Here is a 25,706-nt window from a genome sequence, read left to right as displayed (position 1 = left end):
TCCTTCCCCATGAGGGGAAAGGCGACTTATTCAAATACATGGATCGCAACGGCTGTTCGATCCGTCCTTTACGCCAGCGCACTCAGCGCTGGCGTATTGCTGTGCGCCGCACCTGCTCAGGCGGATGACCGCGACCAGCTCAAATCTATTCAGGCCGATATCGCCGCAAAGCAGCGGGCGATCAAGCAACAGCAACAGCAACGCGCCTCCCTGCTTGCCCAGCTCAAAGCACAGGAAGAGGCCATCTCTGCCGCCGCCCGCAAACTGCGTGAAACCCAGGATACCCTGAACCAGCTGAATAAGCAGATTGACGAAATGAACGCTTCAATCGCAAAGCTGGAACGTCAGCGCGCCACTCAGGAGCGTAACCTGTCGGCGCAGCTTGATGCCGCGTTCCGTCAGGGGCCGCATACCGGGATGCAAATGATCCTCAGCGGTGAAGAGGGTCAGCGTAACCAGCGCATGCAGGTTTACTACGGTTATCTTAACCAGGCCCGCCAGGAGACCATCGCCCAGCTGAAACAGACGCGTGAAGAGGTCGCCGCGCAAAAGGCGGAGCTGGAAGAAAAGCAGAGCCAACAGCAGACGCTGGTTTACGAGCAGCGCGCACAGCAGGCAAAACTGGAACAGGCGCGGAACGAACGTAAGAAAACCCTTTCAGGCCTTGAATCGTCTATTCAGCAAGGTCAGCAGCAGCTGGGCGAAATGCGGGCCAACGAATCGCGCCTGCGCGGTCGGATCGCGCAAGCAGAAGCCGCAGCGAAGGCCCGCGCAGAGCGAGAAGCTCGCGAGGCTCAGGCCGTGCGCGATCGTCAGCAGGATGCATCCCGTAAAGGTACCACCTACAAACCGACCGAAAGCGAGCGTTCGCTGATGTCCCGCACCGGCGGTCTGGGCTCTCCGCGCGGTCAGGCCTACTGGCCGGTTCGCGGAACGTTGCTTCATCGTTATGGCGAACAGCTGCAAGGTGAACTACGTTGGAAAGGGATGGTTATCGCTGCGTCTGAAGGTACCGAGGTCAAGGCAATTGCCGATGGCCGGGTGATTCTCGCCGACTGGCTACAGGGCTATGGCCTGGTTGTGGTCGTTGAACACGGTAAAGGCGATATGAGCCTTTACGGCTATAACCAAAGCGCGCTGGTCAGCGTCGGCACTCAGGTCCGGGCGGGCCAGCCGATTGCTCTCGTAGGCAGCAGCGGCGGTCAGGGCCGTCCGTCGCTCTATTTCGAAATTCGTCGCCAGGGTCAGGCGGTCAATCCACAGCCGTGGTTGGGAAGATAAGTTTTGCTTCAATTTCGCAGAATTGCATTCGCGGTAGCCGGTACGCTGGCTATGGCATCGCCGGCATTTGCCGGTAAACTCTCCATTGTTATTGACGACTTTGGCTATCGTCCACAGACTGAAAATCAGGTACTGGCGCTGCCAGCAACCATCTCCGTCGCCGTCTTACCCAACGCGCCACACGCCCGTGAAATGGCGACTAAAGCGCACAATCTCGGCCACGAGGTGCTTATTCACCTGCCGATGGCGCCGCTCAGCAAGCAACCGCTGGAAAAAGATACGCTGCGCCCGGAGATGAGCAGCGACGAGATCGAGCGCATCATCCGCGACGCCTATGGCAAAGTGCCGTACGCCGTGGGCCTGAACAATCATATGGGCAGCGCGATGACCTCCAGCCTGTTCGGAATGCAAAAGGTGATGCAGGCGCTGGAGCGCTACAATCTCTATTTCCTCGACAGCGTTACCATCGGCAACACCCAGGCCATGCGCGCGGCGCAGGGTACCGGGGTGAAGGTGATCAAGCGTAAGGTGTTCCTCGATGACACGCAGAATGAGGCCGATATTCGCGTGCAGTTCAACCGTGCCATCGCGCTGGCGCGCCGCAACGGTTCCGCCATTGCTATTGGTCATCCGCACCCCACCACGGTGCGCGTCCTGCAGCAAATGGTCTATAACCTGCCGCCGGATATCACCCTGGTGCGTCCGAGCAACCTGCTGAACGAGCCGCAGGTCGATACCTCAAGGCCCGACAGCGGGCTACCGCCGTCGAAAACGACGCCGCCAACATCGCCGCGCAATCCGTTCCGCGGCGTGAAGTTCTGTAAACCGAAGCATCCGCCGGAGCCGGTATACGCCAGCCGCTTCTTCAGCATCCTGAGCGAAAGTATCCGCCAGAGCCCTCTGGTGCAGTACTACCAGCTGAAATGGCAGGGCTGGGACAACCCAACGAACTAAGCGGATCGGGAATCTGTTCGTTTTTCAGCGGCAGATTCCCGTTTATCTTCAAAGGCATACCAGGCTTTAAAATACTTCATAAAACTGTACAGGGTTGCATATAGCCCGGTCACGGCCCCCACCTTCCCATTCCGCCATGCCCCGCTAAACAGATACCACTTAAAAAAGGCGCCAATCGCGCTGATGATCCCGCGGCCCAGAGAGGGCCTGATCTTCTGATGTTTCACCAGCCGGGTGGTATAACTATTGAGCTTACTAAAGACTTCGTGCAGCGAATAAAAGGTATCGTGACGCACCCGACCCGGGAGTTTGAGGGATCGGGCGTGACCAACCACCTGATCGTCAACCGCGCGGTTGTTAAAGGCCGCCGTAGTACGATTGAATAAGCGAACCGGATAATCCGGCGATGAGACGGGATAAATAGTCCTGACGGGTTCGCCAAGCACATACCAGTAGCGCGGCAGGCGCCAGGCACAGGCGGGGTCGAGATCCTCGCCGGCTTTAAGCCTCAGAATCTCAGCGACAACCTCATTATCGAGAATTTCATCGCTATCCATGCACAGCACCCAGTCATGGCTGGCCAGCGTCGTCGCGTAGTTCATCTGCGCCCCGTGAGCGGTATAGGGGTGATGATGTACCGTCAGCCCAAACTGGCGACAGATATCCAGCGTCGCATCGGTGCTGCCTGAATCCACAACAATGCACTCATCCGCCACCTTCAGGAGCGGAGGTAAAACCTGGCCTAGCAGGCGGGCAGAATTACAGGTCAGTAAGCATACAGAGAGTTTAAGCATGGTGTTTATAAAATTAAACGGTAGTTAAACGAACTGTATAAACGAATAGGCCAAAAATCGATTTAGAAAAAGTGCGTTCACGATGAAGGATCTGTGAAATGTTATCCAAATCTAAATAAAAAAAAGCGCCCGCAGGCGCTCAGCGTATCTCAGCATAAAACCCGGCCGCAGCCGGGCTGCCGTTTTATCAGATTTAATCCCAGCTCAGCACCACTTTTCCGGACTGGCCGGAGCGCATCGCATCAAAGCCCTGCTGGAACTCATCGATGCCAAAACGGTGGGTAATGATCGGTGACAAATCCAGCCCGGACTGGATCAGTGCGGCCATCTTGTACCAGGTCTCGAACATTTCCCGGCCATAAATCCCTTTGATAAACAGCCCCTTGAAAATAACTTTTGTCCAGTCGATGGACATATCCGACGGCGGAATACCGAGCATCGCAATACGACCGCCGTGGTTCATGGTATCCAGCATGGTGCGGAATGCCGGCGGCGCGCCGGACATTTCCAGGCCCACGTCGAACCCTTCGGTCATCCCCAGTTCGGCCATCACATCGGTCAGGCTCTCTTGCGCAACATTCACAGCACGCGTCACGCCCATTTTACGCGCCAGACCCAGTCGATATTCGTTCACGTCAGTAATAACCACATTACGTGCGCCGACGTGTTTCGCGACCGCAGCCGCCATGATCCCAATCGGGCCTGCGCCGGATACCAGTACATCTTCGCCAACCAGATCGAACGAGAGCGCCGTGTGGACCGCGTTGCCAAACGGGTCAAAAATCGACGCCAGATCGTCAGAAATATTGTCCGGGATTTTGAAGGCATTGAAAGCCGGAATGACCAGATATTCCGCGAAACAGCCCGGACGGTTCACGCCTACGCCGATCGTGTTACGACACAGATGTGTACGGCCAGCACGGCAGTTGCGACAGTGGCCGCAGGTAATATGCCCTTCGCCGGAAACGCGATCGCCAATCTTAAAGCCGCGTACTTCCTGGCCGATACCCACGACTTCACCCACGTACTCATGCCCTACTACCATCGGCACCGGGATGGTTTTTTGCGACCACTCATCCCAGTTATAAATGTGTACGTCGGTACCGCAAATCGCGGTCTTGCGGATTTTGATCAGCAGATCGTTATGGCCGACTTCCGGTTCCGGTACGTCGGTCATCCAGATGCCTTCTTCCGCTTTCAGTTTGGATAACGCTTTCATCTCACGCCCTCAGGCAATCACGCCCAGTTGTTTACCGATGCGGGTAAAGGCTTCTACCGCACGTTCAATTTGTTCAGGGGTATGCGCCGCAGACATCTGGGTGCGAATACGCGCCTGGCCTTTTGGTACCACCGGATAGAAGAACCCGGTGACGTAAATCCCTTCTTTTTGCAGCTCGCGCGCAAAGTTTTGCGCAATCACGGCTTCGCCCAGCATAACCGGGATAATCGCGTGGTCGGCACCAGCCAACGTAAAGCCCGCGGCGGTCATTTTTTCGCGGAACAGGCGCGCGTTGGACCACAGGCGATCGCGCAGTTCAGCACCGGACTCCACCATCTCCAGCACTTTGATAGAGGCAGCAACAATCGCCGGGGCCAGCGAGTTGGAGAACAGATACGGACGCGAACGCTGACGTAGCCATTCAACGACCTCTTTACGTGCAGCGGTATAGCCGCCGGATGCGCCGCCCAGCGCTTTACCTAATGTCCCGGTGATGATATCGACACGGCCCATCACATCGCAGTATTCATGAGAGCCGCGACCGTTTTCACCGACAAAGCCGACGGCGTGGGAATCGTCGACCATCACCAGCGCATCGAACTGATCCGCCAGATCGCAGACGCCTTTCAGGTTGGCGATCACGCCGTCCATGGAGAATACGCCGTCGGTGGCGATCAGCACGTGGCGTGCGCCGGCTTCACGGGCCTCTTTCAGACGTGCTTCCAGCTCCTGCATATCGTTGTTGGCATAACGGTAGCGTTTTGCTTTGCACAAACGCACGCCATCAATGATGGAAGCGTGGTTCAGGGCATCAGAAATAATGGCATCTTCCGGGCCCAACAAGGTTTCAAACAGGCCGCCGTTGGCATCGAAACAGGAGGAGTAGAGAATCGCATCTTCCATGCCGAGGAACTCAGCCAGCTTCTTCTCAAGCGCTTTGTGGCTATCCTGCGTACCGCAAATAAAGCGCACGGAAGCCATACCAAAACCGTGGCTGTCCATCCCCGCTTTCGCGGCGGCAATCAGCTCCGGATGGTTAGCCAGACCCAGATAGTTATTGGCGCAGAAGTTAATCACATTGCTGCCGCCGACGGTAATATCCGCCTGCTGCGCCGACGTAATAATGCGTTCTTCTTTAAATAACCCTTCCGCACGAGCGGTCTCGAGGCTATTGGTCAACTGTTCGTAAAAATCACCACGCATTGCAACTCTCCAGATTTGGCAAAATTTGGCACATATTACCCAAAGCTATACGCTGATACGAGATGATGCATGCCTGGATGAATTATTTGCAGCATAAATCACGCTCGCCAACCGCTTTTCGGCGAATGGCTGAAGCCTGCTCCATGTGGTGATATGATATGAGTATTCATGTCCGGATTGTCTCTGGACTCCATACTTCAAAGGTTACAGTTATGATCATCGTTACCGGCGGCGCAGGGTTTATCGGCAGCAACATCGTTAAGGCCCTGAATGACAAAGGCATTACCGACATTTTGGTCGTAGATAATCTGAAAGACGGTACCAAGTTTGCTAACCTGGTAGACCTGGATATCGCTGATTACATGGATAAAGAAGACTTCCTGATTCAGGTGATGGCCGGGGAAGAGTTCGGCGAAATTGAAGCCATATTCCACGAAGGCGCCTGCTCCTCCACCACGGAGTGGGACGGCAAGTACATGATGGATAACAACTATCAGTACTCCAAAGAGGTGCTGCATTACTGCCTGGAGCGTCAGATTCCGTTCCTGTACGCCTCGTCGGCGGCAACCTACGGCGGCCGCACCAGCGACTTTATCGAATCCCGTGAATATGAGCAGCCGCTGAACGTTTATGGCTACTCCAAATTCCTGTTCGACGAATACGTCCGCCAGATCCTGCCGGAAGCCGACTCGCAGATCGTTGGCTTCCGCTATTTCAACGTCTACGGGCCGCGCGAAGGGCACAAAGGCAGCATGGCGAGCGTGGCTTTCCACCTCAACACCCAGTTGAATAACGGCGAAAGCCCGAAACTGTTCGAAGGCAGCGATGGCTTCAAACGCGATTTCGTCTACGTAGGCGACGTGGCCGCGGTAAACCTGTGGTTCTGGGAAAACGGCGTATCCGGCATTTTCAACCTCGGCACCGGCCGTGCGGAATCTTTCCAGGCGGTAGCCGATGCCACGCTGGCATACCATAAGAAAGGCAGCATCGAATACATCCCGTTCCCGGAAAAGCTGAAAGGCCGCTACCAGGCATTTACCCAGGCGGATCTGACCAACCTGCGCGCTGCGGGCTACGACAAGCCGTTCAAGACCGTTGCCGAAGGCGTAACGGAGTATATGGCCTGGCTCAATCGCGAAACTGACGCCGGTTCACAAAATCATTCAAGCGATAGCAAGGCGGCAACGAAGTAAATCTCCGGGGGCTTACTAAAGTCAGTGACCGGGATGAACGCAGGCAGCCAACGCAGAGATGGCTTGAAGGATGAAGTGAATGAAAATATTGGTGGTTGGCCCGTCATGGGTGGGCGACATGATGATGTCGCAAAGTCTCTATCGCACGCTCAGAGCGCGCTATCCCCAGGCAATCATCGACGTGATGGCACCCGCATGGTGCCGTCCGTTGCTGTCACGAATGCCGGAAGTCAACGAAGCCATCCCGATGCCGCTCGGCCATGGCGCGCTGGCGATAGGCGAGCGCCGTAAGCTCGGACACAGTCTGCGCGAACGACGCTACGACCGCGCCTACGTGCTGCCGAACTCATTTAAATCGGCGCTGGTTCCCTTCTTCGCCAACATCCCGCACCGCACCGGCTGGCGCGGTGAGATGCGCTACGGTCTGCTGAACGACGCGCGGGTGCTGGATAAAGACGCCTGGCCGCTGATGGTTGAACGCTATGTCGCGCTGGCCTATGACAAAGGGGTCATGCTCAGCGCCAAAGACCTGCCGCAGCCGCTGCTGTGGCCGCAGCTGCAGGTTTTTGACGGGGAAAAATCGCAGGTCTGCAACGCATTCAACATCTCTGCCGACCGTCCGATCATCGGCTTCTGCCCCGGAGCGGAGTTTGGCCCGGCAAAACGCTGGCCGCACTACCACTACGCCGAGCTGGCAAAGCAGCTTATCGACGAGGGGTATCAGGTGGTTCTGTTCGGTTCGGCCAAAGACCATGACGCCGGCAACGATATCCTGGCCGCGCTGAATACCCGGCAGCAGGCATGGTGTCGTAATCTGGCCGGAGAAACCCAGCTTGAACAGGCGGTCGTCCTGATTGCCGCCTGTACGGCCGTCGTCAGTAACGATTCCGGTCTGATGCATGTTGCCGCGGCATTGAACCGCCCGCTGGTGGCGCTGTATGGCCCAAGCAGCCCCGACTTCACCCCGCCGCTGTCCCACAAAGCGCGGGTGATTCGCCTGATTAGCGGCTACCACAAAGTCCGTAAGGGCGATGCCGCGGAAGGTTATCATCAGAGCCTGATCGATATTACGCCGCAGCGCGTACAGGAAGAGCTAAACGCGCTCCTGCAGGAAAAAACCGATAAAGAGGAAGCGTAGCGGATGCGGGTATTGATCGTAAAAACCTCGTCCATGGGCGACGTCCTGCATACGCTGCCCGCGCTGACCGATGCTGTGCAAGCTTTTCCCGGCATTCGCTTTGACTGGGTCGTCGAGGAGGGGTTCGCACAGATCCCGTCCTGGCATGAAGCGGTCGATCGGGTGATTCCCGTCGCCATTCGTCGCTGGCGTAAAGCCTGGTTTTCTGCCCCCATCAGGGGCGAACGCCAGGCCTTTCGCGATGCCGTACGGGCACAGAAATATGACGCGATTATCGATGCTCAGGGTCTGGTCAAAAGCGCCGCGCTGGTCACCCGGCTGGCGCACGGCGTGAAGCACGGTATGGACTGGCAAACCGCCCGCGAGCCGCTGGCCAGCTTGTTCTACAATCGCCGTCACCATATCGCGAAGCAGCAGCATGCCGTTGAGCGCACCCGCGAACTGTTCGCCAAAAGCCTGGGCTACACCCGGCCGGAGAGTCAGGGAGATTATGCCATCGCCCGCCACTTTACCCGCCAGGATGCCGCCTCTGCGGTGCCGTATCTCGTCTTCCTCCATGCCACGACCCGCGATGACAAACACTGGCCAGAAAGCCACTGGCAGGCGCTTATCGCTCTGCTGGCCGACAGCGGCCTGCAGATTAAGTTGCCGTGGGGCGCCCCGCATGAAGAAGCGCGGGCCAAACGGCTGGCGGATGGCCACGACTTTGTCGAAGTACTGCCGCGCATGAGTCTGGAGCAGGTCGCTCAGGTTCTGGCGGGCGCCAGAGGCGTGGTTTCCGTTGATACCGGCCTGAGCCATCTGACCGCCGCGCTCGATAAAGCCAATTTTACGTTATATGGTCCCACCGACCCGGGGTTGATTGGCGGTTACGGTAAAAATCAGTATGTCGTACGTCCGGAAAGCGGCAACAGTACCGGGGATATTTCCGCCGCCCGCATCGCGCAGCTGCTGCAATCTCAGGGGCTGATTTAATGGGTTCACTGTACAAGCAAATTTACCGCTACACGCGTCCGCGGGCTTTTCGCCATAACGAAAATCTCTGGCCGTATACCAAAATCACCCGTGCCGAAAGCGGTGAAATCCGCACGCTGCAGTACAAAGGTCAACACGTTCCGCTGGTCAGCCTGAGCGCGTTAAAAAACAGCGCGCATGGCGAGGTTTTGTTGACGGCGACCGGCCCCTCCACCCGCCGTATTGATTTTTCACGGCTGCCGGAGAGCGTGCCGGTGATGGGTGTCAACGGCGCCTGGTTTCTCTCTGATACGCTCAGGTTTTCGTTCTACACCATTGTCGATATGGAGTTTTACGACAAGCAACCCGACATTATTCGCTCGGTGATCGGCCAGCCCGATCTTGTGCTGTTTACCACCATGCACGGGATCGCCAAAATCTACGATCGCTATCCGGCCGATCTGCGCTGCCGCCTGGCGCTGATTGAAGACGGCTGCTATAAAATTTACCAGCCTAAAGTCGCCAGCAGCATGATGCGGCAAACCTATCAGCATATCGAAGCGCTTCGCTTCCACCCTGAGCGCCAGGATATCTGCTTTAGCACCGATATCCGCCACGGGGTCTTTGATGCCGGCACCGTGGTCTACTGGTCCTTACAGATCCTCGCCTGGCTGGGGTTCGACACTATTCTTATCAGCGGGCTGGACATGAATAATTTCCACGAACCGCGGTTCTACGAAACACAACAGAATAAACTGCCTTCCTACCTGGCAAACAAAGTGGATGACCTGGTCATGCCGTCCTTTTCGCACGCCGCTTGTGTGCTACAACAAAACCATATTCGGGTCATCAATTTCTCCCAGGAGAGCGCGGTGCCGGAATCGATTTTTGCAAAGGTTTCTTTTGATGCGTACTTTAAAAATAAGTAACTATGCCATTCAGGGTTACTCCATTTTCTTTCCCTTATTTTTATTTTTCAGCGCTATTTTTTGCATCTCCACCCGGACGAATAACCTGCTCCACCTGTCGATTCTGCTGTTCCTGCTGTCTTTACTGAACAAAGACCATCGCCAGGCGCTGGCGGAGAGCACCCGCCAGCAATGGCTGACCTATGCGCTGCTGGTGGTCTTCTTTGTCTACTATGCGCTCAGCAATCTCTGGGGGCATACGCCGCAACATATTGACTCGCCGCTGACTCACGGCACCTACCTCATCTTCTACCTGCTGCTGCTCACCACCCTGATGGGCCATCCCCGCACCCGGCATCTGGCGCTGCTCAGCGTGGTTGCCGGAGTCACCGTGCTGTCTGTCTGGACGCTGGCGATAGACCATACGCTGGTTCTGACCTTACGCGAAGTCTCAGCGGAAAACCCAGGCCCGACCAACGTTATCGACCTGGCAGGATACTGTGGCATCGCCATCTTAATTTGCTGCCTGCTGTTGCAAGAGAAAGCCAGCCATTATCTCTATGTGCCGATCGCTATCCTGCTGGTGATGATGGTCTTTACCCAGAGTCGCGGGCCGATTATCGCCCTGGCGCTGGCCTTCTGCTGCACGCTGCATCTGCAGGTGTTTACGCGCCGTAATTTAGCGATCGTCGCCACGCTGGCGGTGGTGCTCGGGCTGGTCTTCTTCCTGACGCCGGTTGGCGACCTGCTGTTAGCCCGCTTTGAGGAGATGGGGACACAGAGTGGTCTACGTTTCAGTATCTGGCGCCATACGCTGGCGGAAATCGCGGACCATCCCTGGCTGGGTCGGGGGTTCGATTATGGACTCGAATTCATTAACTACAGCGGTGAACACATCACCACCACCCACAGCGTCTATCTCGGCTCGCTGCTGAAAGGCGGCATCATTGGCCTGCTGCTGCTGCTGGCGGTCATCGCCAGCGGATTATGGCGGGCATGGTGCAAACGCCGCGGCGACAGCCGATACAGCCTGGCGATTTTCATGTATGCATTGATTTTTATGGCGTCGCAGGGGATGTTTATCGTCAGCAACCCGCGAGAAACCTGGGTGCTGTTCTGGTTACCGCTCGGGATTGCGTTGAGCAACAGCCTGACGGCGAAACGGCCGTAAGGCCGTCGTGAAAGCGTAACCGAAAAGGGCCCGTCCGGGCCCTTTTTTATTGCCGCAAACGCGTGGCAACCAGACTATCAGCCTGCTCCTGGATCATCGGCCATATGGCGTCAATCGGGACATCCGCCACGTTCTCTTCCTCGCAGACAATCTGCCTGGCCTTAGCATAACCCGGTGCCCAAATGGTATAACCCGGCAGGCCAGTATCCTTGAGCCTGCGCTTGTTATAGACCGCCACCATCGGCTTATCAAACACCCTGGCAATATGCACAATGGAAGTGTCAGCGGTAATCACCAGATCGCAGCAGCGGATAACTTCTACCGCCGAGTTGATATTGCTGTCAGCCAGATACAGGGCCATATCCAGCCCAAGCTGACGGATTTTCTCGCTGCGACCGACCATCACCACGCTCACTTTATAGGGGAGCTGACGGAGCCGTTCAATGAGCGCGGCGACCTGATGACGGCAGAAATCCTTATCTGTTGAGGCGGTAAAAGGATTGATGGCCACGCATAGCTGTCTGTCACTTTCTGTCGCCAGTAACTTTTCCACTCGCTGGCGCTCGCGTATATCGCCGGGAACGTGATAATGATAGTGCTCATCTCTCACGCCAAAAAGCTTAACCACCTGTTTATAGCGGGCGGAAATATGGCTTTTGCTATCATAAAAGGTGATTGACTGGTCATACAGCTTATATTTCTCTTTATTAAAACCAATGACGCAGGGCGCGCGTAAATCAGAGAGAAACTTAAACCGTTCATAGGTTTTCACGTCATCAAAATCTATAACCGCATCAAAATTAAGTGCGCGTAACGCCGCGAGTGACATGCGCGGTTTATACAAATATACATTCTCAAGAAATATTGAGCCTGCTAATATTTGCATGCATACAGGACCGGTGAGGACAGAAACTTTATAGCCGTGCTCGGCGAGAAGTCTGGCACAGCCGGTGGTTACCACCATGTCGCCGACTTTATCATCCAGACGCAGTAATAAAATGCGCTTCACCTGAGCGGGATTGAACGGCTGGCGCTCAGCTTTATTTCTATAACGAAAATTAATTAAATTAAATTTAATGTCGCGGAAAAAAGCATTTTTCTTCCGCGTCAGTTGTTTAAGGATACGCATACGGTACCTTAGGGTGCCTTTTATCGCTGTGTGTGTTTCCGCTGGTAATATTCTGCCAACGTCATCCCCTTCACCTGCGGCGCCAGCCAGTTAAAAAATGCTTCCAGGTCGACATATAACTGCTCGATATCCTGTTTATTTTTAAATGTTGGGCTGCCGCCAGGCATATACTCAGAAGAGTGCAGCATATATTCGACGTAATCATTGCCCTGAGTCAATGTCTGCTGCACCACTTTCTTCATGGTGTCGACATTTCCCCCCATCGGGCGCAGCCAGTGAACGGAAGGCGAACGCACTTTGCCGCGCAAGCGATCGTAGCCCTGCTTCACGCTGTTCATCCAGCCGGAGTGCTTATATTGAATGCTCATCGGCACTTCCAGCAGCGAAGAGCCGCCTTCGCGACTGATATCGTTCTCGTCAAGGAAATAGGCATGCTGCGGGAAACGACGGTAATCGGTACCACCGTCCCCCTGCGGGGCGCCTTTCGCCGTCTTCCAGTTGACCCGCGGCGTGACCGAGCAGTCAACCAGATAGCCATGCTCCACCAGCAGGCGGGCGTAGCGCTCATCAAACGCCCAGCGTCCGGCGCGATGGCTGACCATTTTCGTCTGGAAAGTGTCTTCCAGCAGATGCGTCATGTAAGCGACTTTTTCGCGCATCGCCGCATCGGAATATTCAATCAGATAGGGTTTATGACGCCAGTCGTCATCGGTCAACGGGTCCGTCGGCGGGCTGTTCCAGGCATGGAGGTGCATGCCGATTTCCGCCGTCCCGCGGGCAATCACATCTTTGGCGAATTCGATATAAAAGGGATCGATCACCATTTCATAGTTGGTCAAATAGACCGGTTTAAAACCATACTTTTCGCAAAGCTGCTGAAAACGCGGTAAATAGCGCGCATTCTCGGTGGTAATGCTGTCATGTTTTTGCCAGAGGTTATCGCCCTCTGTATCAATCGTGATGAGAAATGCGGGATTGTGCACGAAAACGTCCTCAGAGCATACGTATCGGGTCATGGTAGAGCAATACAACGCTTCTCTCAATCAGTCTGATCCCCTAGAATCGGAAACCTGATATTGAATGAAGAACAGAGAATGACGCCTGAAACCCGCTCTTCCGGCCCTGTGACCCCGACGCGAATCCTGGTTATTAAGCTGCGCCATCATGGCGATATGCTGCTGATCACGCCGCTCATTCACGCCCTCAAACAGCAATATCCCGCGGCCAGCGTTGATGTCCTGCTGTATGAAGAAACCCGGGATATGCTCGCCGCCAATCCTGATATCAATCAGATTTTCGCCATTGATCGGCGCTGGAAAAAACAGGGCACCGGCCACCAGCTCAAGATGGAGTGGCAGCTGATTCGTGCGCTGCGCCAGCAGCGCTACGATATGGTGCTCAATCTTGCCGATCAGTGGCCAAGCGCAATTATCACGAAACTGACCGGCGCGCCAATCCGCATCGGCTTTGACTTCCCGAAGCGTCGTCACCCGGCATGGCGTTTTTGTCATACCGCTCTCGCCTCAACACAGCAGCATAACCAGCAGCACACCGTGCAGCAGAATCTGTCGATTCTGGCGCCGCTTGGGCTGGAGATGAATGACGCGCCGGCTAAAATGGGCTACAGCGAGCAGGACTGGCACGTCAGCCGCGCGCTGCTGCCGGAAGGATTTCAGGACAACTATATCGTCATTCAACCGACCTCCCGCTGGTTCTTTAAGTGCTGGCGCGAAGAGCGAATGAGCGCCCTGATTAACGCCCTCTCTGACGCAGGCTACCCGGTCGTGCTGACCTCAGGTCCCGATGCCAAAGAGAAGCAGATGATCGATACCATTATGGCGGGCTGCCCCAATGCTCGTTTACACTCCCTCGCCGGTCAGCTGACTCTGCGCCAGCTGGCATCCGTCATCGATCATGGCCGCCTGTTTATCGGCGTCGACTCCGTACCGATGCATATGGCCGCCGCGCTGGGTACGCCGCTGGTGGCGCTGTTCGGCCCCTCCAAACTCACCTTCTGGCGTCCATGGCAGGCTAAAGGTGAGGTGATCTGGGCAGGTGATTTCGGCGCTATTCCCGACCCGGATGATATCGACACCGGCACAGACGAACGTTATCTCGATTTAATTCCCACCGACGCGGTTATCGCGGCGGCGAAAAAGGTACTGGCATGAGCAAATTCAGGCTGGCCCTGGTGCGACAGAAATATCGCCCGGACGGCGGCGCGGAGCGCTTTGTCTCCCGCGCGCTGGAAGCCCTTGATAGCAGCAATCTTGAACTGAACGTCATTACTCGCGAATGGCAAGGGCCGGTGAAACCCGACTGGAATATTCATATCTGCAACCCGCGTAAGTGGGGGCGGATCAGCCGCGAACGTGGTTTCGCCGACGCCGCCCGCCGGCTGTGGCAGAGCGAACATTTCGATCTGGTGCAGAGCCACGAACGCATTCCCGGCTGCGACCTGTACCGCGCCGGGGACGGCGTGCACCGCCGCTGGCTACAGCAGCGCTCGCGCATTTTGCCCGGCTGGAAAAGCCGCCTGCTGTTTGCCGACCGCTACCATCGCTATGTCATGCAGGCTGAGCGCGAAATGTACCAGGACTCGCACCTGCGCGGCGTCATCTGCAACGCGGAGATGATAAAACGCGAGATTATTGAAGACTTCGGCCTGCCGGCGGAGAAAATCCACGTTATCTATAACGCCATTGATAACCAGCGTTTTCTGCCGCCTACGGAAGCGGCCTTTGTTGCGCTACGTCACCAATGGAATCTGCCGCTGCAGGCGACCTGCCTGATCTACGTCGGCTCCGGCTTTGAGCGCAAGGGGCTGGATGCGGCGATCCGCGCCATCGCCCCCACCGATCGCTATCTGCTGGTCGTCGGTAAAGACAAAGATCAGAATCGCTATCAGTCGCTGGCGAAAACCCTCAACTGCGAGGAGCGGGTCCGCTTTTTCGGCATGCAGTCGGAAACCCTGCCGTTCTATCAGATGGCCGACGGCCTGCTGCTGCCGACGCTGTACGATCCGTTCCCCAACGTTATTCTCGAAGCGATGGCCTGCGGCCTGCCGGTCATTACCACCACCGGCTGCGGCGGCGCGGAGTTTATCGTTCAGGGCAGCAATGGCTACGTTTGCGATGCGCTGGATATCCCGGCCCTGCAGGAGTCGGTTAGCGCCCTGCCCGCCCGGGCGTTAGGCTCTGCGGAAGGGGAACGCGCCCGCGAGCGCATCATGTCCTGCACCAGCGAACGACTCTCGACGCAGCTGCTCTCCCTCTATCAGGATCTGGTGAAATAACGATGCGTATGCTGTTTGTGATCGACGGCCTGCCCGGCGGCGGGGCGGAGAAGGTCGTGCTGACCCTGGCTGAGCATTTTCTGCGCCAGGGCGAACGGGTCTCACTGTTTTCTCTGCGCGATGTCTGCGATTATGCGCTGCCGGAAGGGCTGGATTATCAGGTTGTGAGTGACCGCAGCCGGACACCCTGGCGCAAAATCACCGAACTTTCGCGCCGCGCCCGCCAGCTGGATGCCGCCATCGTCACAGCCGAGCAGCAGGGTGAATTCGATCTGGTGCTCTCCAACCTGCATAAAACCGATCGCATTGTCGCCCGCAGCCGGTCGCTGAAAAACCGGAACGTCTGGTTCTGCCTGCATGGCGTCTTTTCCACATCATATCTGGGCCATCGCACCGGATTTGATCGCTGGATGAAACAGCAGAAGATTAAGCGTGTCTATCAGGGACGCAACGTCATTACCGTCTCCGATGCGGTAGGTCAGGATCTGGTCGAACAGTTCGCCATCCGCCCGGCACAGTTAAAAACCATTTATAACCCGTTCGATATTCCCGCTCTGCACGCCGCCGCCGATGCGCCTGGCGAGCAGCCCGCGGGGGATTATATTATTCACGTCGGTCGGTTCCACCCGGGGAAACGTCACGATCGCCTGATCGAAGCCTATGCGCAAAGCGGAATCACCGCGCCGCTGGTGCTGCTGGGTCAGGGTAAACCGGAGCAGGAACAGCGCCTGCGCCAGCTGGCGCAGCAGCTACAGGTTGCCGATCGTGTTCTGTTTAAAGGCTTTCAGAAAAACCCGCTGCCGTGGATTAAGCATGCGCGGATGCTGGTGCTCAGCTCCGACAGCGAAGGCTTTGGTAACGTGGTGGTTGAGGCGCTGCTGCTAAATACCCCGGTGGCCAGCACCCGCTGTCCTGGCGGGGTGACGGAAATTCTCACCGGCGAATTAGCCCGCGGCCTGGCCGATCTGAACAGCCCGGCGCTGGCCCGGACGATGCAAAGCATTTACCATAACCCACCAGCTATCGAACCTTCCGCACTGGAAAAATTCAGCGTGGATACGATTTGTCAGCAGTACCGTCAGCTGCGTCGCGGCTGACGCCGCTATTTAACCAGGATCGAATGATTTATGAGTCAAACGCCTTTACTGAGCATTGTGGCTGCCGTTTATAACGGCGAAAAATTCCTTGCGCAATTCTTTGAGTGCATTGAACAACAGCAGCTGGAAAGCTATGAGCTGATCCTGGTCAACGACGGTTCGACGGACGGTAGCCTGGCGGTTATCGACGAATGGAAAGCGCGCTTACCCCATATTATCGTGCTGGAACAGGAAAACCAGGGCGTCTCGGTCGCGCGTAATACCGGCCTGGCGGTGGCAACCGGCAAGTACCTGGCCTTCCCGGATATTGACGATAAGCTTTATCCCGGGATGTACCGTACGCTGCTGGAGATGGCCGAAAAGGGCCGCCTTGATGTCGCCACCTGTAACGGCCGCTACGTTTACGAAACCCGCAAAGATATCCACCCTATTCTTCCACCGGACCGTCTGCCGTCGACCGGCATCCTGCCAGGCCACGTCTGGCTTAAACAGGCGCTGGATTCGCGCAAGTTCCTGCACGTGACCTGGCTGAATATCTATCGCCGCGAATTTATCATGCAGCACAAGTTCCACTTCGAGCCCGGATTACGTCATCAGGACATTCCGTGGACCACCGAAGCGCTGCTGGCGGCTGAACGCGTGCAGTACACCAGCGAACAGTTCTACGATTACTATATTCACTCGGAATCGGTGTCGCACAAACCGGACAATGACGATACGTTGATGCGCTCGGCGCGCCACTACATGAAAATTCTGGAGATGCTGGAGGCCATCAACCAACGCTATCCTGATAAGGTGCGTCATATTTCCGCCTGCCGCTGGCAAATTGCCAAAGAGGGGCTGGGAATTATTCATACCTTTGATAGCATGAAAGATGAGTCAAAAAAGCATATTATCATTAAAGAATTCTTTGACCGCGGCATCTGGCGTCTGATCTGGAAAAATGCGCGTACCTTCCGTTTACGCTGGCGCCTTGGCCGACGCTATTTGCGCATTAAACGCTATCGCGACGCGACCTGACTCTGAATCCCGTTGTTTCCGCCAAAGAGATAGCTTTACGCGGGCTAAATGCTTAGAATTTGCCCGCTAAAACATAAATCGGATAAATCGCTTGGAATTGCTTTATACCACCCTACTCTATCTTATTCAGCCGCTGGTATGGCTGCGACTGCTGCTGCGCAGCCGTAAGGCCCCTGCCTACCGAAAGCGCTGGGCTGAACGTTATGGCTTCTGTCAGAACAAGGTAGCGCCGGATGGGATTCTGCTGCATTCCGTTTCCGTGGGTGAGACGCTTGCTGCTATCCCGCTCGTGCGCGCGCTGCGCCACCGCTACCCCTCGCTGCCTATCACCGTCACCACCATGACGCCGACCGGCTCAGAACGCGCCATGTCCGCCTTCGGCAAAGATGTTCATCATGTCTATCTGCCTTACGATTTGCCCTGCGCAATGAACCGCTTCCTCAACACGGTGCAACCGAAGCTGGTTATCGTGATGGAAACCGAGCTGTGGCCAAATATGGTCGCCGCGCTGCACAAACGTAAAATCCCGCTGGTCATCGCCAACGCCCGTCTGTCGGAGCGTTCCGCCAAAGGCTACGCGAAACTGGGGAAATTTATGCGTCGGCTGCTCAGTCGCATCACGCTGATTGCGGCGCAGAATGAAGAAGACGGCAATCGCTTTCTGGCTCTGGGCCTGAAGCGCAACCAGCTGGCGGTCACCGGCAGCCTCAAATTTGATATTTCCGTGACGCCAGAGCTGGCCGCGCGCGCGATTACCCTCCGCCGCCAGTGGGCGCCGCACCGCAAAGTCTGGATCGCCACCAGCACCCACGACGGTGAAGAACAAATTATCCTGCAGGCGCACAGGAAGCTGCTCGATACTTTCCCGGATCTGCTGTTGATTCTCGTCCCTCGTCACCCGGAGCGCTTCGCAGATGCACGAGAAATGGTGCAGAAAGCGGGGATGAGCTTCACGCTACGCAGCACCGGCGAAATCCCGTCGAACAGTACCCAGGTGGTGATCGGCGATACCATGGGCGAGCTGATGCTGCTGTACGGCATTGCCGACCTCGCCTTCGTCGGCGGCAGCCTGGTCGAACGCGGCGGTCACAACCCGCTGGAGCCGGCGGCACACGCCATCCCGGTACTGATGGGCCCGCACACGTTCAACTTCAAAGATATTTGCGCCAAGTTGCAGCAGGACGATGGCCTGATTACGGTCACCGACGTCAGTTCGCTGGTCACCCAGGTCTCCAATCTGCTCACCGATGAAGACTATCGTCTGTGGTACGGCCGCCACGCGGTAGAAGTGTTGCATCAAAACCAGGGCGCGCTCTCGCGTCTGCTACATTTACTGCAACCCTATCTGCCGCAGCGGAGCCACTAATGTCGACCCGACTGTCCGTCGTAATGATCGCCAAAAATGCGGCGGATCTGCTGGCTGATTGCCTGGCCTCGGTAGCGTGGGCCGATGAAATCGTGCTGCTGGACTCCGGCAGTAGCGATAACACCGTCGAACTGGCCCGTCGCCTCGGCGCAACGGTCTACATCAACAGCGACTGGCAAGGCTACGGTATTCAGCGTCAGCGCGCCCAGGACTACGCGACCGGCGACTATGTGTTGATGATTGATACCGATGAACGCGTGACGCCGGAGCTGGCCTGCTCACTTCGCCGTGTACTGGAGGCGCCCCAAAAAGGTGCCGTCTACAGCATCGCCCGGCGTAACTATTTCCTTGGCCGCTTTATGCGCCATAGCGGCTGGTATCCCGACCGCGTCATGCGTTTGTACGAACGCAGCCGTTTCCGCTATAACAATAATCTGGTGCACGAATCGCTCGATGCCAAAGGCGCGCAGGTTATCGAACTGTCGGGCGATTTACTGCATCTGACCTGCCGCGACTTCTCCGGCTTCCAGCAAAAGCAGCTGGCCTATGCCTCTGCCTGGGCACGGGAGCGCCACCAGAAGGGGAAGAAGACCTCTCTGGCGAGCATTTTCGGCCATACGCTGGGGGCTTTTGTGAAAACGCTGCTGCTACGCGGCGGCGTGCTGGATGGTAAACAGGGCTGGCTACTTGCCGTGGTCAACGCGCAGTATACGTTTAATAAATACACCGAGCTGTGGGCGCTGAGCCGCGGCTACTCAGAGAAAGTGTAATTATGAGCACAAAAGCGATCTATCCGGGCACCTTCGACCCCATTACCAACGGGCATATCGATATCGTCACGCGTGCCGCCAGCATGTTTGACAAGGTGCTGCTGGCCATTGCCGCCAGCCCGAGCAAAAAACCGATGTTCACCCTCGACGAGCGTATTGCGCTGGCGGAGCAGGCAACGGCGCATCTGGTCAACGTCGAGGTGGTTGGTTTCAGCGATCTGATGGCGAATTTTGCCCGCGCGCAGCAGGCGAATATCCTCATTCGCGGTTTACGTGCGGTGGCGGACTTCGAATATGAGATGCAGCTGGCACATATGAACCGCCACCTGATGCCAACCCTGGAAAGCGTCTTCCTGATGCCCTGCAAAGAGTGGTCGTTTATCTCTTCATCGCTGGTGAAGGAAGTGGCGCGCCACCAGGGCGATGTTTCCCACTTCCTGCCGGCCAACGTACACCAGGCGCTGCTGAAAAAGCTGTAATCTTGCGCCGTCCGGGCTACCCGCCAGCAATAGCGTGAACCCGTACCCGGCTGGCGAGGCGTCACCTGGATCGCGGCGACATCAGCACCTTACTTCTGACACTGGCGGCAATAAAATGTTGCCCGCTGAGCATGTTTGCTGGCTGTAATCGGCGTGCCGCAAACGCGACAAAGTTCGCCCTTGCGGCCATAAACCTGCAGCTCCTGGGCGAAGTAGCCCGGCTTGCCATCACTTTGCAGGAAATCCTTCAGCGTCGTGCCCCCCTGCTCAATCGAGCGTAGCAGCACCGCTTTAATCACTTTTACCAGCCGTTCACACTCTTCGCGTGAAAGCGAAGACGCCAGCCGATCGGGATGGATCCCGGCCGAAAACAGCGATTCGCTGGCGTAGATATTGCCGACCCCGACCACCAGTTTGTTATCCATCAGCCAGGGCTTAATAGCGGTTTTCTTTTTCGCGCACTTCTGCTGCAAATAGTCGGCATTAAAATCATCGCTCAAGGGCTCTGGGCCAAGATGTGCCAGCGCAGGATGCCCTTCCAGCGAGCGGGTCCACAGCCAGGCGCCAAAGCGGCGTGGGTCGGTGTAGCGCAGGACCTTGCCATTACTCATCACGAGGTCAACATGATCGTGCTTTTCTGCAGGCAGCTCTTCACTCAGAATTCGCAGACTTCCCGACATCCCAAGGTGGACGATAATCCAGCCGCCGGGCAGCTCAAGCAGCAGATATTTGGCACGGCGCTGCACGCTCAGCACCGGTATGTCGCTCAAACGATAGATTTCTTCACTGACCGGCCAGCGCAGACGCCCGTTGCGAATAACGGCGTGCAGAATGGTTGCGCCCACCAGGTATGGTTCGATGCCACGCCGGCTGGTTTCTACCTCAGGTAATTCAGGCATTCGTTTTCCTCCGTTAACCCAGAGTATTGTGCTGCAGCAACAGACGACAGGGAAGCAAATTCCCGGCAGGGTTTATCCGACGGGTTCTGCCGGACAAAAAACAAAAAACCCCGCCGGAGCGGGGTTTTCTTTACAAGGAAACTAAAATTATTTGATTTTAGCTTCTTTGTATAAAACGTGCTGACGGACAACTGGATCGAATTTTTTCAGTTCCAGTTTTTCCGGCTTAGTACGTTTGTTCTTCGTGGTGGTATAGAAGTGACCAGTACCAGCAGAAGAAACCAGCTTGATTTTCTCACGAATACCTTTAGCCATGATTTATTTCCTCTTAGTACTTAGTACTTTTCGCCACGGGCACGCAGTTCAGACAGAACTGTATCGATGCCTTTCTTATCAATAACACGCATACCTTTAGCAGATACACGCAGGGTGACAAAACGCTTTTCGCTCTCAACCCAGAAACGGTGAGAGTGCAGGTTCGGCAGGAAACGGCGTTTGGTCGCGTTCAGTGCGTGGGAACGGTTGTTACCGGTCACCGGACGCTTGCCAGTAACTTGGCAGACTCGGGACATGTCTATTCTCCAAAAATCAAATTAGCTCGAGCTTCGTATGGGGTATCGGCGCCTCGTCAGGCTTTACAGCCCGGTCATCGCAGTTCTAAGTGAACCATCGATTGCCAGGCCCAAATGCCAAACCCGAGATTCTCAAAGGTGGCGTAGTATACGCTGACTCGGCGATGTGCTCAAGTCCCGAACAGACAAAGATCCCGCTGGATCGCGTGATCGGGGCTAAATCCAGCCGCGTTCGGCAAAAGATACGTACGCACCGCGGCCGATTACAAGATGATCGAGTACTCGTATATCCATGAAACCACAACACTTTACCACACGTTCGGTCATCAGTCTGTCGGCCTTACTCGGCTCGGGACTACCGGACGGATGATTATGTGCAAGGATCACCGCAGCGGCGTTCACTTTGATGGCTTCGCGTACAATTTCTCGCGGATGCACCTCTACGTGGCTAAGAGTACCAGAAAAAAGCCGGCTATGTTTCAATACCCGGTTCTGATTATCTAAAAAGATCACGATGAAGATCTCCCGCTCTTCATCGGAGAGATGGCTTTGCAAAAACTCCAGCGTCATCATCGGCGTGACCAGAGAGGGCTCTTCAACCAGCCGCAGGCTAAAATAACGCCGCGCCAGCTCAGCCACTCCTTTTAGCTGGGCATATTTCGCCAGGCCAATCCCGTCGACCGTCTCAAACTGTGCTTTATTCGCTGACAGCAGGCCATACAGCGAACCAAAACGCTGTAACAGGTCATGCGAGTACGCCATGACATCTTTGTCCCGCGTCCCGGTGCGTAAAAACAGCGCCAGCAGCTCAACGTCCGACAACGTTTCAATGCCGTAAAGCCACATTTTTTCCCGTGGCATCAGGGGTTCCGGTGCATCCATAGGGCCTCTCCTTTCTCGTGCCCCCATCCTGGCACAGCCCGACGGTGCTGCCGACTGCCGTATCTACCTGTTGCGTAGCGCCTCGCAAAGTGAATGCCTGGCAGTCACGCGACGGCGACGGGATTGTGGTAATATGCGCGGATTCTGGTGTACTGCAACAGGAAAGAATCATGATGAGTCTGGCTGGTAAAAAGATCGTTCTTGGCGTGAGCGGCGGCATTGCTGCTTATAAAACGCCGGAACTGGTGCGCCGCCTGCGTGACCGTGGCGCGGATGTGCGTGTTGCCATGACGGAAGCCGCCAAAGCCTTCATTACGCCACTGAGCCTGCAGGCGGTGTCTGGCTATCCGGTCTCCGATAGTCTGCTCGATCCGGCAGCGGAAGCGGCGATGGGTCACATAGAGCTGGGCAAATGGGCGGACCTGGTTATCCTCGCCCCGGCAACCGCCGATCTGATTGCCCGCGTTGCGGCCGGTATGGCCAACGATCTGGTTTCTACTATCTGCCTCGCGACCCCCTCTCCGGTTGCCGTTGTCCCGGCGATGAATCAGCAAATGTACCGCGCAGCGGCCACGCAGCATAACCTCGAGGTACTCGCCTCACGCGGCCTGCTGCTCTGGGGGCCGGACAGCGGTAGCCAGGCCTGTGGCGACATTGGCCCTGGCCGCATGCTGGATCCGATGACGATTGTTGATTTAGCCGCTGCGCATTTTTCGCCTGTCAAAGATTTGCAACATCTCAACATCATGATTACCGCGGGCCCCACGCGTGAACCTCTGGATCCGGTGCGTTATATTACTAACCACAGCTCCGGCAAGATGGGGTTTGCCATTGCCGCCGCGGCCGCAAGCCGCGGGGCAAACGTCACGCTGGTGAGCGGGCCGGTTGCATTGCCGACGCCGCCGTTTGTACAGCGAATCGATGTAACGACCGCGCTGGAAATGGAAGCTGCGGTCCAGCAAAACGCCCAGCAGCAGCAGATTTTTATTGGTTGTGCCGCCGTAGCAGACTATCGTGCCGTCGCCATCGCTGAAGAAAAAATTAAAAAGCAAGGTGATGAACTCACCCTCAAAATGGTCAAAAATCCGGATATTGTTGCCGGGGTGGCGGCACTCGCGGCTAATCGGCCTTTTGTCGTAGGGTTTGCCGCCGAAACGAATAATGTGGAAGAATACGCGAAGCAAAAACGCGCGCGCAAAAATCTCGACCTGATTTGCGCTAACGATGTTTCGCAGCCTGATCAAGGCTTTAACAGCGACAGCAACGCATTACACCTTTTCTGGCAGGATGGAGATAAGCGCTTGCCACTTGAGCGTAAAGAACTCCTTGGCCAATTATTACTCGACGAGATCGTGACCCGTTATGATGAAAAAAATCGACGTTAAGATTCTGGACCCGCGCGTTGGCCAGCAATTTCCGCTGCCGACCTATGCCACCTCCGGCTCCGCCGGACTTGACCTGCGAGCCTGTCTCGACGACGCCGTAGAGCTGGCGCCGGGTGCAACCACGCTGTTGCCGACCGGTCTGGCTATTCATATCGCCGATCCCTCTCTGGCGGCGGTGATTCTGCCGCGCTCCGGGCTGGGCCATAAGCACGGCGTGGTTCTGGGCAACCTGGTTGGTCTTATCGACTCCGACTATCAGGGGCAGCTGATGGTTTCCGTCTGGAACCGCGGCCAGCAGAGCTTTACGATTGAACCTGGCGAGCGCATCGCTCAAATGGTCTTTGTACCCGTCGTACAGGCGGAATTTAACCTGGTGGAAGATTTTGACGCCACCGAACGTGGCGAAGGTGGCTTTGGTCACTCAGGGCGCGCATAAGCCCGACCACATCGAATCCGCATCCCAAAGTGCACTAATGCAATAACATCGCCGCAAACGACCGTTTGCGGTCACTTTGTGGATGTCTGCCTGACAAGTGCTTATTTTCAGGGGTATTTTAAAACATGGCAGAAAAACAAACTGCGAAAAGGAATCGTCGCGAAGAAATACTTCAGTCTCTGGCCCTGATGCTTGAATCCAGCGATGGAAGTCAGCGCATTACCACAGCGAAACTGGCGGCGTCTGTCGGGGTATCCGAAGCGGCGTTGTACCGCCATTTCCCCAGTAAAACCCGCATGTTCGATAGCCTGATCGAGTTTATCGAAGACAGTCTGATTACGCGCATCAATTTGATTTTAAAAGATGAAAAAGACACGTCGGCGCGCCTGCGTCTGATTGTGCTGCTGATTCTTGGGTTTGGTGAGCGTAATCCTGGGCTGACGCGAATTCTGACCGGCCATGCGCTGATGTTCGAACAGGATCGTCTCCAGGGGCGGATTAACCAGCTGTTTGAGCGTATCGAGGTTCAGCTGCGCCAGGTCATGCGTGAGAAGAAAATGCGGGAAGGTGAAGGTTACACCATCGATGAGGCGCTGCTGGCCAGCCAGCTGCTGGCATTTTGCGAAGGCATGCTGTCGCGTTTTGTTCGCAGCGAGTTTAAATATCGTCCGACGGATGATTTTGACGCCCGCTGGCCGCTGGTCGCCGCTCAGCTGCAGTAGCGGAAATCCCGGAGGCATATCGCCTCCGGGGCTTTCGACTTATACACCAAACTCTTCGCGGTAAGCACGTACCGTCGCCAGATGTTCAGCCATCTCCGGCTTCTCTTCCAGATAGGCAATCAGGTCTTTCAGCGTCACGATAGAAATCACTTTGCAGCCGTAGTCACGCTCGACCTCCTGAATCGCCGAGATTTCGCCGCGGCCGCGCTCCTGACGGTCCAGAGAGATCAGCACGCCGGCCAGTTCCGCGCCGTGCGCCTGGATAATTTCCATCGACTCGCGAATCGCGGTACCTGCGGTAATGACATCATCAACCAGCATGACGCGCCCCTGCAGCAGGCTGCCGACCAGATTGCCCCCCTCACCGTGGGTTTTTGCTTCTTTGCGGTTAAAGCAGTAAGGCAAATCCAGGTCATGGTGCTCCGCCAGCGCAACCGCGGTAGTCGTCGCGATAGGAATCCCTTTATAAGCCGGCCCAAACAGCAGATCGAAATCAATTCCGGAATCGACCAGCGCTTCGGCGTAGAAACGGCCTAACAGTGCCAGATCGCGCCCGGTATTAAACAGGCCGGCGTTGAAGAAATAGGGGCTCTTACGCCCGGATTTCAGCGTAAATTCGCCAAACTTAAGTACCTGCTTGTTAAGCGCAAACTCAATAAACTGGCGCTGATACGGTTTCATGGATTCGCTCCTTATCTTACTTTTCATCATTTAGGTTTACGCCAAATTCTTCACGCGTCATCAGGCGGCACAGATACGTCGATAACGCTGTGAGCCGGTCGCGTGCGGCAGCCGAGAAAGACCGCATGAAGAATAAAACGTAAAAAAAAGGGCGACTC

27 protein-coding genes are annotated in these 25,706 nt (G+C 56.1%); 17 read left to right on the top strand and 10 right to left on the bottom strand.

The features are described from left to right. Positions 1 to 9 precede the first annotated feature (9 nt). Together envC and DSD31_RS00760 are read left to right on the top strand one after the other, a co-directional pair. On the top strand, positions 10 to 1,281 hold the full coding sequence (gene envC / locus DSD31_RS00765; protein WP_015585524.1) for a murein hydrolase activator EnvC: 1,272 nt from the start codon (positions 10 to 12) through the stop codon (positions 1,279 to 1,281). A gap of 3 nt (positions 1,282 to 1,284) precedes the next feature. Next, entirely contained in the window at positions 1,285 to 2,235 is a 951-nt protein-coding gene (locus DSD31_RS00760; RefSeq protein ID WP_044346796.1) for a divergent polysaccharide deacetylase family protein, read from the top strand. Here the strand turns inward: DSD31_RS00760 and DSD31_RS00755 are convergent. The 3 genes from DSD31_RS00755 to kbl all read right to left on the bottom strand — a co-directional run bounded on the left by DSD31_RS00755 (position 2,232) and on the right by kbl (position 5,451). Next, positions 2,232 to 3,029, bottom strand: a complete 798-nt coding sequence (locus tag DSD31_RS00755; protein ID WP_004868916.1) for a glycosyltransferase family 2 protein — start codon at positions 3,027 to 3,029, stop codon at positions 2,232 to 2,234. The genes DSD31_RS00760 and DSD31_RS00755 overlap by 4 nt on opposite strands. A gap of 193 nt (positions 3,030 to 3,222) precedes the next feature. After that, entirely contained in the window at positions 3,223 to 4,248 is a 1,026-nt protein-coding gene (gene tdh / locus DSD31_RS00750; protein ID WP_004868917.1) for an L-threonine 3-dehydrogenase, read from the bottom strand. A 9-nt stretch (positions 4,249 to 4,257) separates the two neighbouring features. Further along, positions 4,258 to 5,451, bottom strand: a complete 1,194-nt coding sequence (kbl, locus tag DSD31_RS00745; RefSeq protein WP_004868920.1) for a glycine C-acetyltransferase — start codon at positions 5,449 to 5,451, stop codon at positions 4,258 to 4,260. A 212-nt stretch (positions 5,452 to 5,663) separates the two neighbouring features. Here kbl and rfaD point away from each other — a divergent pair, with 212 nt between their 5' ends. The 5 genes from rfaD to DSD31_RS00720 all read left to right on the top strand — a co-directional run bounded on the left by rfaD (position 5,664) and on the right by DSD31_RS00720 (position 10,815). Beyond that, on the top strand, positions 5,664 to 6,644 hold the full coding sequence (gene rfaD, locus DSD31_RS00740) for an ADP-glyceromanno-heptose 6-epimerase (RefSeq protein WP_004868921.1): 981 nt from the start codon (positions 5,664 to 5,666) through the stop codon (positions 6,642 to 6,644). A 79-nt stretch (positions 6,645 to 6,723) separates the two neighbouring features. Next, positions 6,724 to 7,782 (top strand): ADP-heptose--LPS heptosyltransferase RfaF, encoded by a 1,059-nt coding sequence (gene rfaF, locus DSD31_RS00735; RefSeq protein ID WP_004868923.1) that lies wholly within the window; start codon positions 6,724 to 6,726, stop codon positions 7,780 to 7,782. A gap of 3 nt (positions 7,783 to 7,785) precedes the next feature. Continuing rightward, the gene (gene rfaC, locus DSD31_RS00730) at positions 7,786 to 8,757 is read left to right on the top strand and encodes a lipopolysaccharide heptosyltransferase RfaC (protein WP_004868925.1); all 972 of its coding nucleotides are present in this window, start codon (positions 7,786 to 7,788) and stop codon (positions 8,755 to 8,757) included. Next, complete coding sequence (locus DSD31_RS00725) at positions 8,757 to 9,665, top strand: hypothetical protein (RefSeq protein ID WP_004868927.1); 909 nt, start codon at positions 8,757 to 8,759, stop codon at positions 9,663 to 9,665. Before rfaC ends, DSD31_RS00725 begins: the two co-directional genes overlap by 1 nt. Then, positions 9,643 to 10,815: an O-antigen ligase family protein gene (locus DSD31_RS00720; RefSeq protein ID WP_032718394.1), complete on the top strand. Its 1,173-nt coding sequence runs from the start codon at positions 9,643 to 9,645 to the stop codon at positions 10,813 to 10,815. The genes DSD31_RS00725 and DSD31_RS00720 overlap by 23 nt, the downstream gene beginning before the upstream one ends. A gap of 46 nt (positions 10,816 to 10,861) precedes the next feature. Here DSD31_RS00720 and DSD31_RS00715 read toward each other — a convergent pair whose 3' ends face one another. Beyond that, on the bottom strand, positions 10,862 to 11,944 hold the full coding sequence (locus tag DSD31_RS00715) for a glycosyltransferase family 9 protein (protein WP_065907240.1): 1,083 nt from the start codon (positions 11,942 to 11,944) through the stop codon (positions 10,862 to 10,864). 20 nt (positions 11,945 to 11,964) lie between these two features. Further along, positions 11,965 to 12,927, bottom strand: a complete 963-nt coding sequence (locus tag DSD31_RS00710) for a polysaccharide deacetylase family protein (RefSeq protein WP_113990781.1) — start codon at positions 12,925 to 12,927, stop codon at positions 11,965 to 11,967. A 111-nt stretch (positions 12,928 to 13,038) separates the two neighbouring features. On the opposite strand from DSD31_RS00710, the gene rfaQ reads away from it, so the two are divergent. The 7 genes from rfaQ (at position 13,039) to coaD (ending at position 19,971) form a co-directional block, all read left to right on the top strand. Continuing rightward, positions 13,039 to 14,115, top strand: coding sequence for a putative lipopolysaccharide heptosyltransferase III (gene rfaQ / locus DSD31_RS00705; RefSeq protein ID WP_032724303.1), 1,077 nt, complete (start codon positions 13,039 to 13,041; stop codon positions 14,113 to 14,115). Beyond that, on the top strand, positions 14,112 to 15,239 hold the full coding sequence (locus DSD31_RS00700; protein WP_048022800.1) for a glycosyltransferase family 4 protein: 1,128 nt from the start codon (positions 14,112 to 14,114) through the stop codon (positions 15,237 to 15,239). The genes rfaQ and DSD31_RS00700 overlap by 4 nt, the downstream gene beginning before the upstream one ends. Positions 15,240 to 15,241: 2 nt before the next feature. After that, positions 15,242 to 16,336 carry a glycosyltransferase gene (locus DSD31_RS00695; RefSeq protein ID WP_113990780.1) on the top strand — a complete coding sequence of 365 codons (1,095 nt, stop codon included), beginning with the start codon at positions 15,242 to 15,244 and terminating at the stop codon, positions 16,334 to 16,336. A 30-nt stretch (positions 16,337 to 16,366) separates the two neighbouring features. Next, positions 16,367 to 17,356 carry a glycosyltransferase gene (locus tag DSD31_RS00690; RefSeq protein ID WP_004868941.1) on the top strand — a complete coding sequence of 330 codons (990 nt, stop codon included), beginning with the start codon at positions 16,367 to 16,369 and terminating at the stop codon, positions 17,354 to 17,356. Positions 17,357 to 17,447: 91 nt separating this feature from the next. Beyond that, positions 17,448 to 18,722 carry a lipid IV(A) 3-deoxy-D-manno-octulosonic acid transferase gene (gene waaA, locus DSD31_RS00685; protein ID WP_004868944.1) on the top strand — a complete coding sequence of 425 codons (1,275 nt, stop codon included), beginning with the start codon at positions 17,448 to 17,450 and terminating at the stop codon, positions 18,720 to 18,722. Beyond that, positions 18,722 to 19,492, top strand: coding sequence for a glycosyltransferase family 2 protein (locus DSD31_RS00680; RefSeq protein ID WP_004868946.1), 771 nt, complete (start codon positions 18,722 to 18,724; stop codon positions 19,490 to 19,492). Before waaA ends, DSD31_RS00680 begins: the two co-directional genes overlap by 1 nt. 2 nt (positions 19,493 to 19,494) lie before the next feature. Next, complete coding sequence (gene coaD, locus DSD31_RS00675) at positions 19,495 to 19,971, top strand: pantetheine-phosphate adenylyltransferase (RefSeq protein ID WP_004868947.1); 477 nt, start codon at positions 19,495 to 19,497, stop codon at positions 19,969 to 19,971. 89 nt (positions 19,972 to 20,060) lie between these two features. Here coaD and mutM read toward each other — a convergent pair whose 3' ends face one another. The 4 genes from mutM to radC form a co-directional block, all read right to left on the bottom strand. Then, positions 20,061 to 20,870 carry a bifunctional DNA-formamidopyrimidine glycosylase/DNA-(apurinic or apyrimidinic site) lyase gene (gene mutM, locus DSD31_RS00670; RefSeq protein WP_004868948.1) on the bottom strand — a complete coding sequence of 270 codons (810 nt, stop codon included), beginning with the start codon at positions 20,868 to 20,870 and terminating at the stop codon, positions 20,061 to 20,063. A 147-nt stretch (positions 20,871 to 21,017) separates the two neighbouring features. Beyond that, positions 21,018 to 21,185, bottom strand: a complete 168-nt coding sequence (gene rpmG / locus DSD31_RS00665; RefSeq protein WP_003024094.1) for a 50S ribosomal protein L33 — start codon at positions 21,183 to 21,185, stop codon at positions 21,018 to 21,020. A 20-nt stretch (positions 21,186 to 21,205) separates the two neighbouring features. Then, on the bottom strand, positions 21,206 to 21,442 hold the full coding sequence (gene rpmB, locus DSD31_RS00660; protein ID WP_002436699.1) for a 50S ribosomal protein L28: 237 nt from the start codon (positions 21,440 to 21,442) through the stop codon (positions 21,206 to 21,208). A gap of 216 nt (positions 21,443 to 21,658) precedes the next feature. After that, complete coding sequence (radC, locus tag DSD31_RS00655) at positions 21,659 to 22,324, bottom strand: RadC family protein (protein ID WP_004868949.1); 666 nt, start codon at positions 22,322 to 22,324, stop codon at positions 21,659 to 21,661. 173 nt (positions 22,325 to 22,497) lie between these two features. Between radC and coaBC the strand changes: the two genes are divergently transcribed. The 3 genes from coaBC (at position 22,498) to slmA (ending at position 24,867) form a co-directional block, all read left to right on the top strand. Beyond that, positions 22,498 to 23,709 carry a bifunctional phosphopantothenoylcysteine decarboxylase/phosphopantothenate--cysteine ligase CoaBC gene (coaBC, locus tag DSD31_RS00650; RefSeq protein ID WP_032718458.1) on the top strand — a complete coding sequence of 404 codons (1,212 nt, stop codon included), beginning with the start codon at positions 22,498 to 22,500 and terminating at the stop codon, positions 23,707 to 23,709. Next, a complete protein-coding gene (gene dut, locus DSD31_RS00645; RefSeq protein ID WP_004868951.1) occupies positions 23,687 to 24,145 on the top strand; it encodes a dUTP diphosphatase in 459 nt (152 codons plus the stop codon). The genes coaBC and dut overlap by 23 nt, the downstream gene beginning before the upstream one ends. Before the next feature lie 125 nt (positions 24,146 to 24,270). Next, a complete protein-coding gene (slmA, locus tag DSD31_RS00640; protein WP_004868952.1) occupies positions 24,271 to 24,867 on the top strand; it encodes a nucleoid occlusion factor SlmA in 597 nt (198 codons plus the stop codon). Between the two features lie 39 nt (positions 24,868 to 24,906). On the opposite strand, the gene pyrE is transcribed toward slmA, so the two are convergent. Beyond that, positions 24,907 to 25,548 (bottom strand): orotate phosphoribosyltransferase, encoded by a 642-nt coding sequence (gene pyrE, locus DSD31_RS00635; RefSeq protein ID WP_113990779.1) that lies wholly within the window; start codon positions 25,546 to 25,548, stop codon positions 24,907 to 24,909. Between the last annotated feature and the right edge of the window lie 158 nt (positions 25,549 to 25,706).

Source organism: Klebsiella sp. X13 (assembly GCF_003323835.1).
GTDB lineage: Bacteria > Pseudomonadota > Gammaproteobacteria > Enterobacterales > Enterobacteriaceae > Klebsiella > Klebsiella ornithinolytica.
This window is presented reverse-complemented; position numbering and strand designations above follow the sequence as displayed.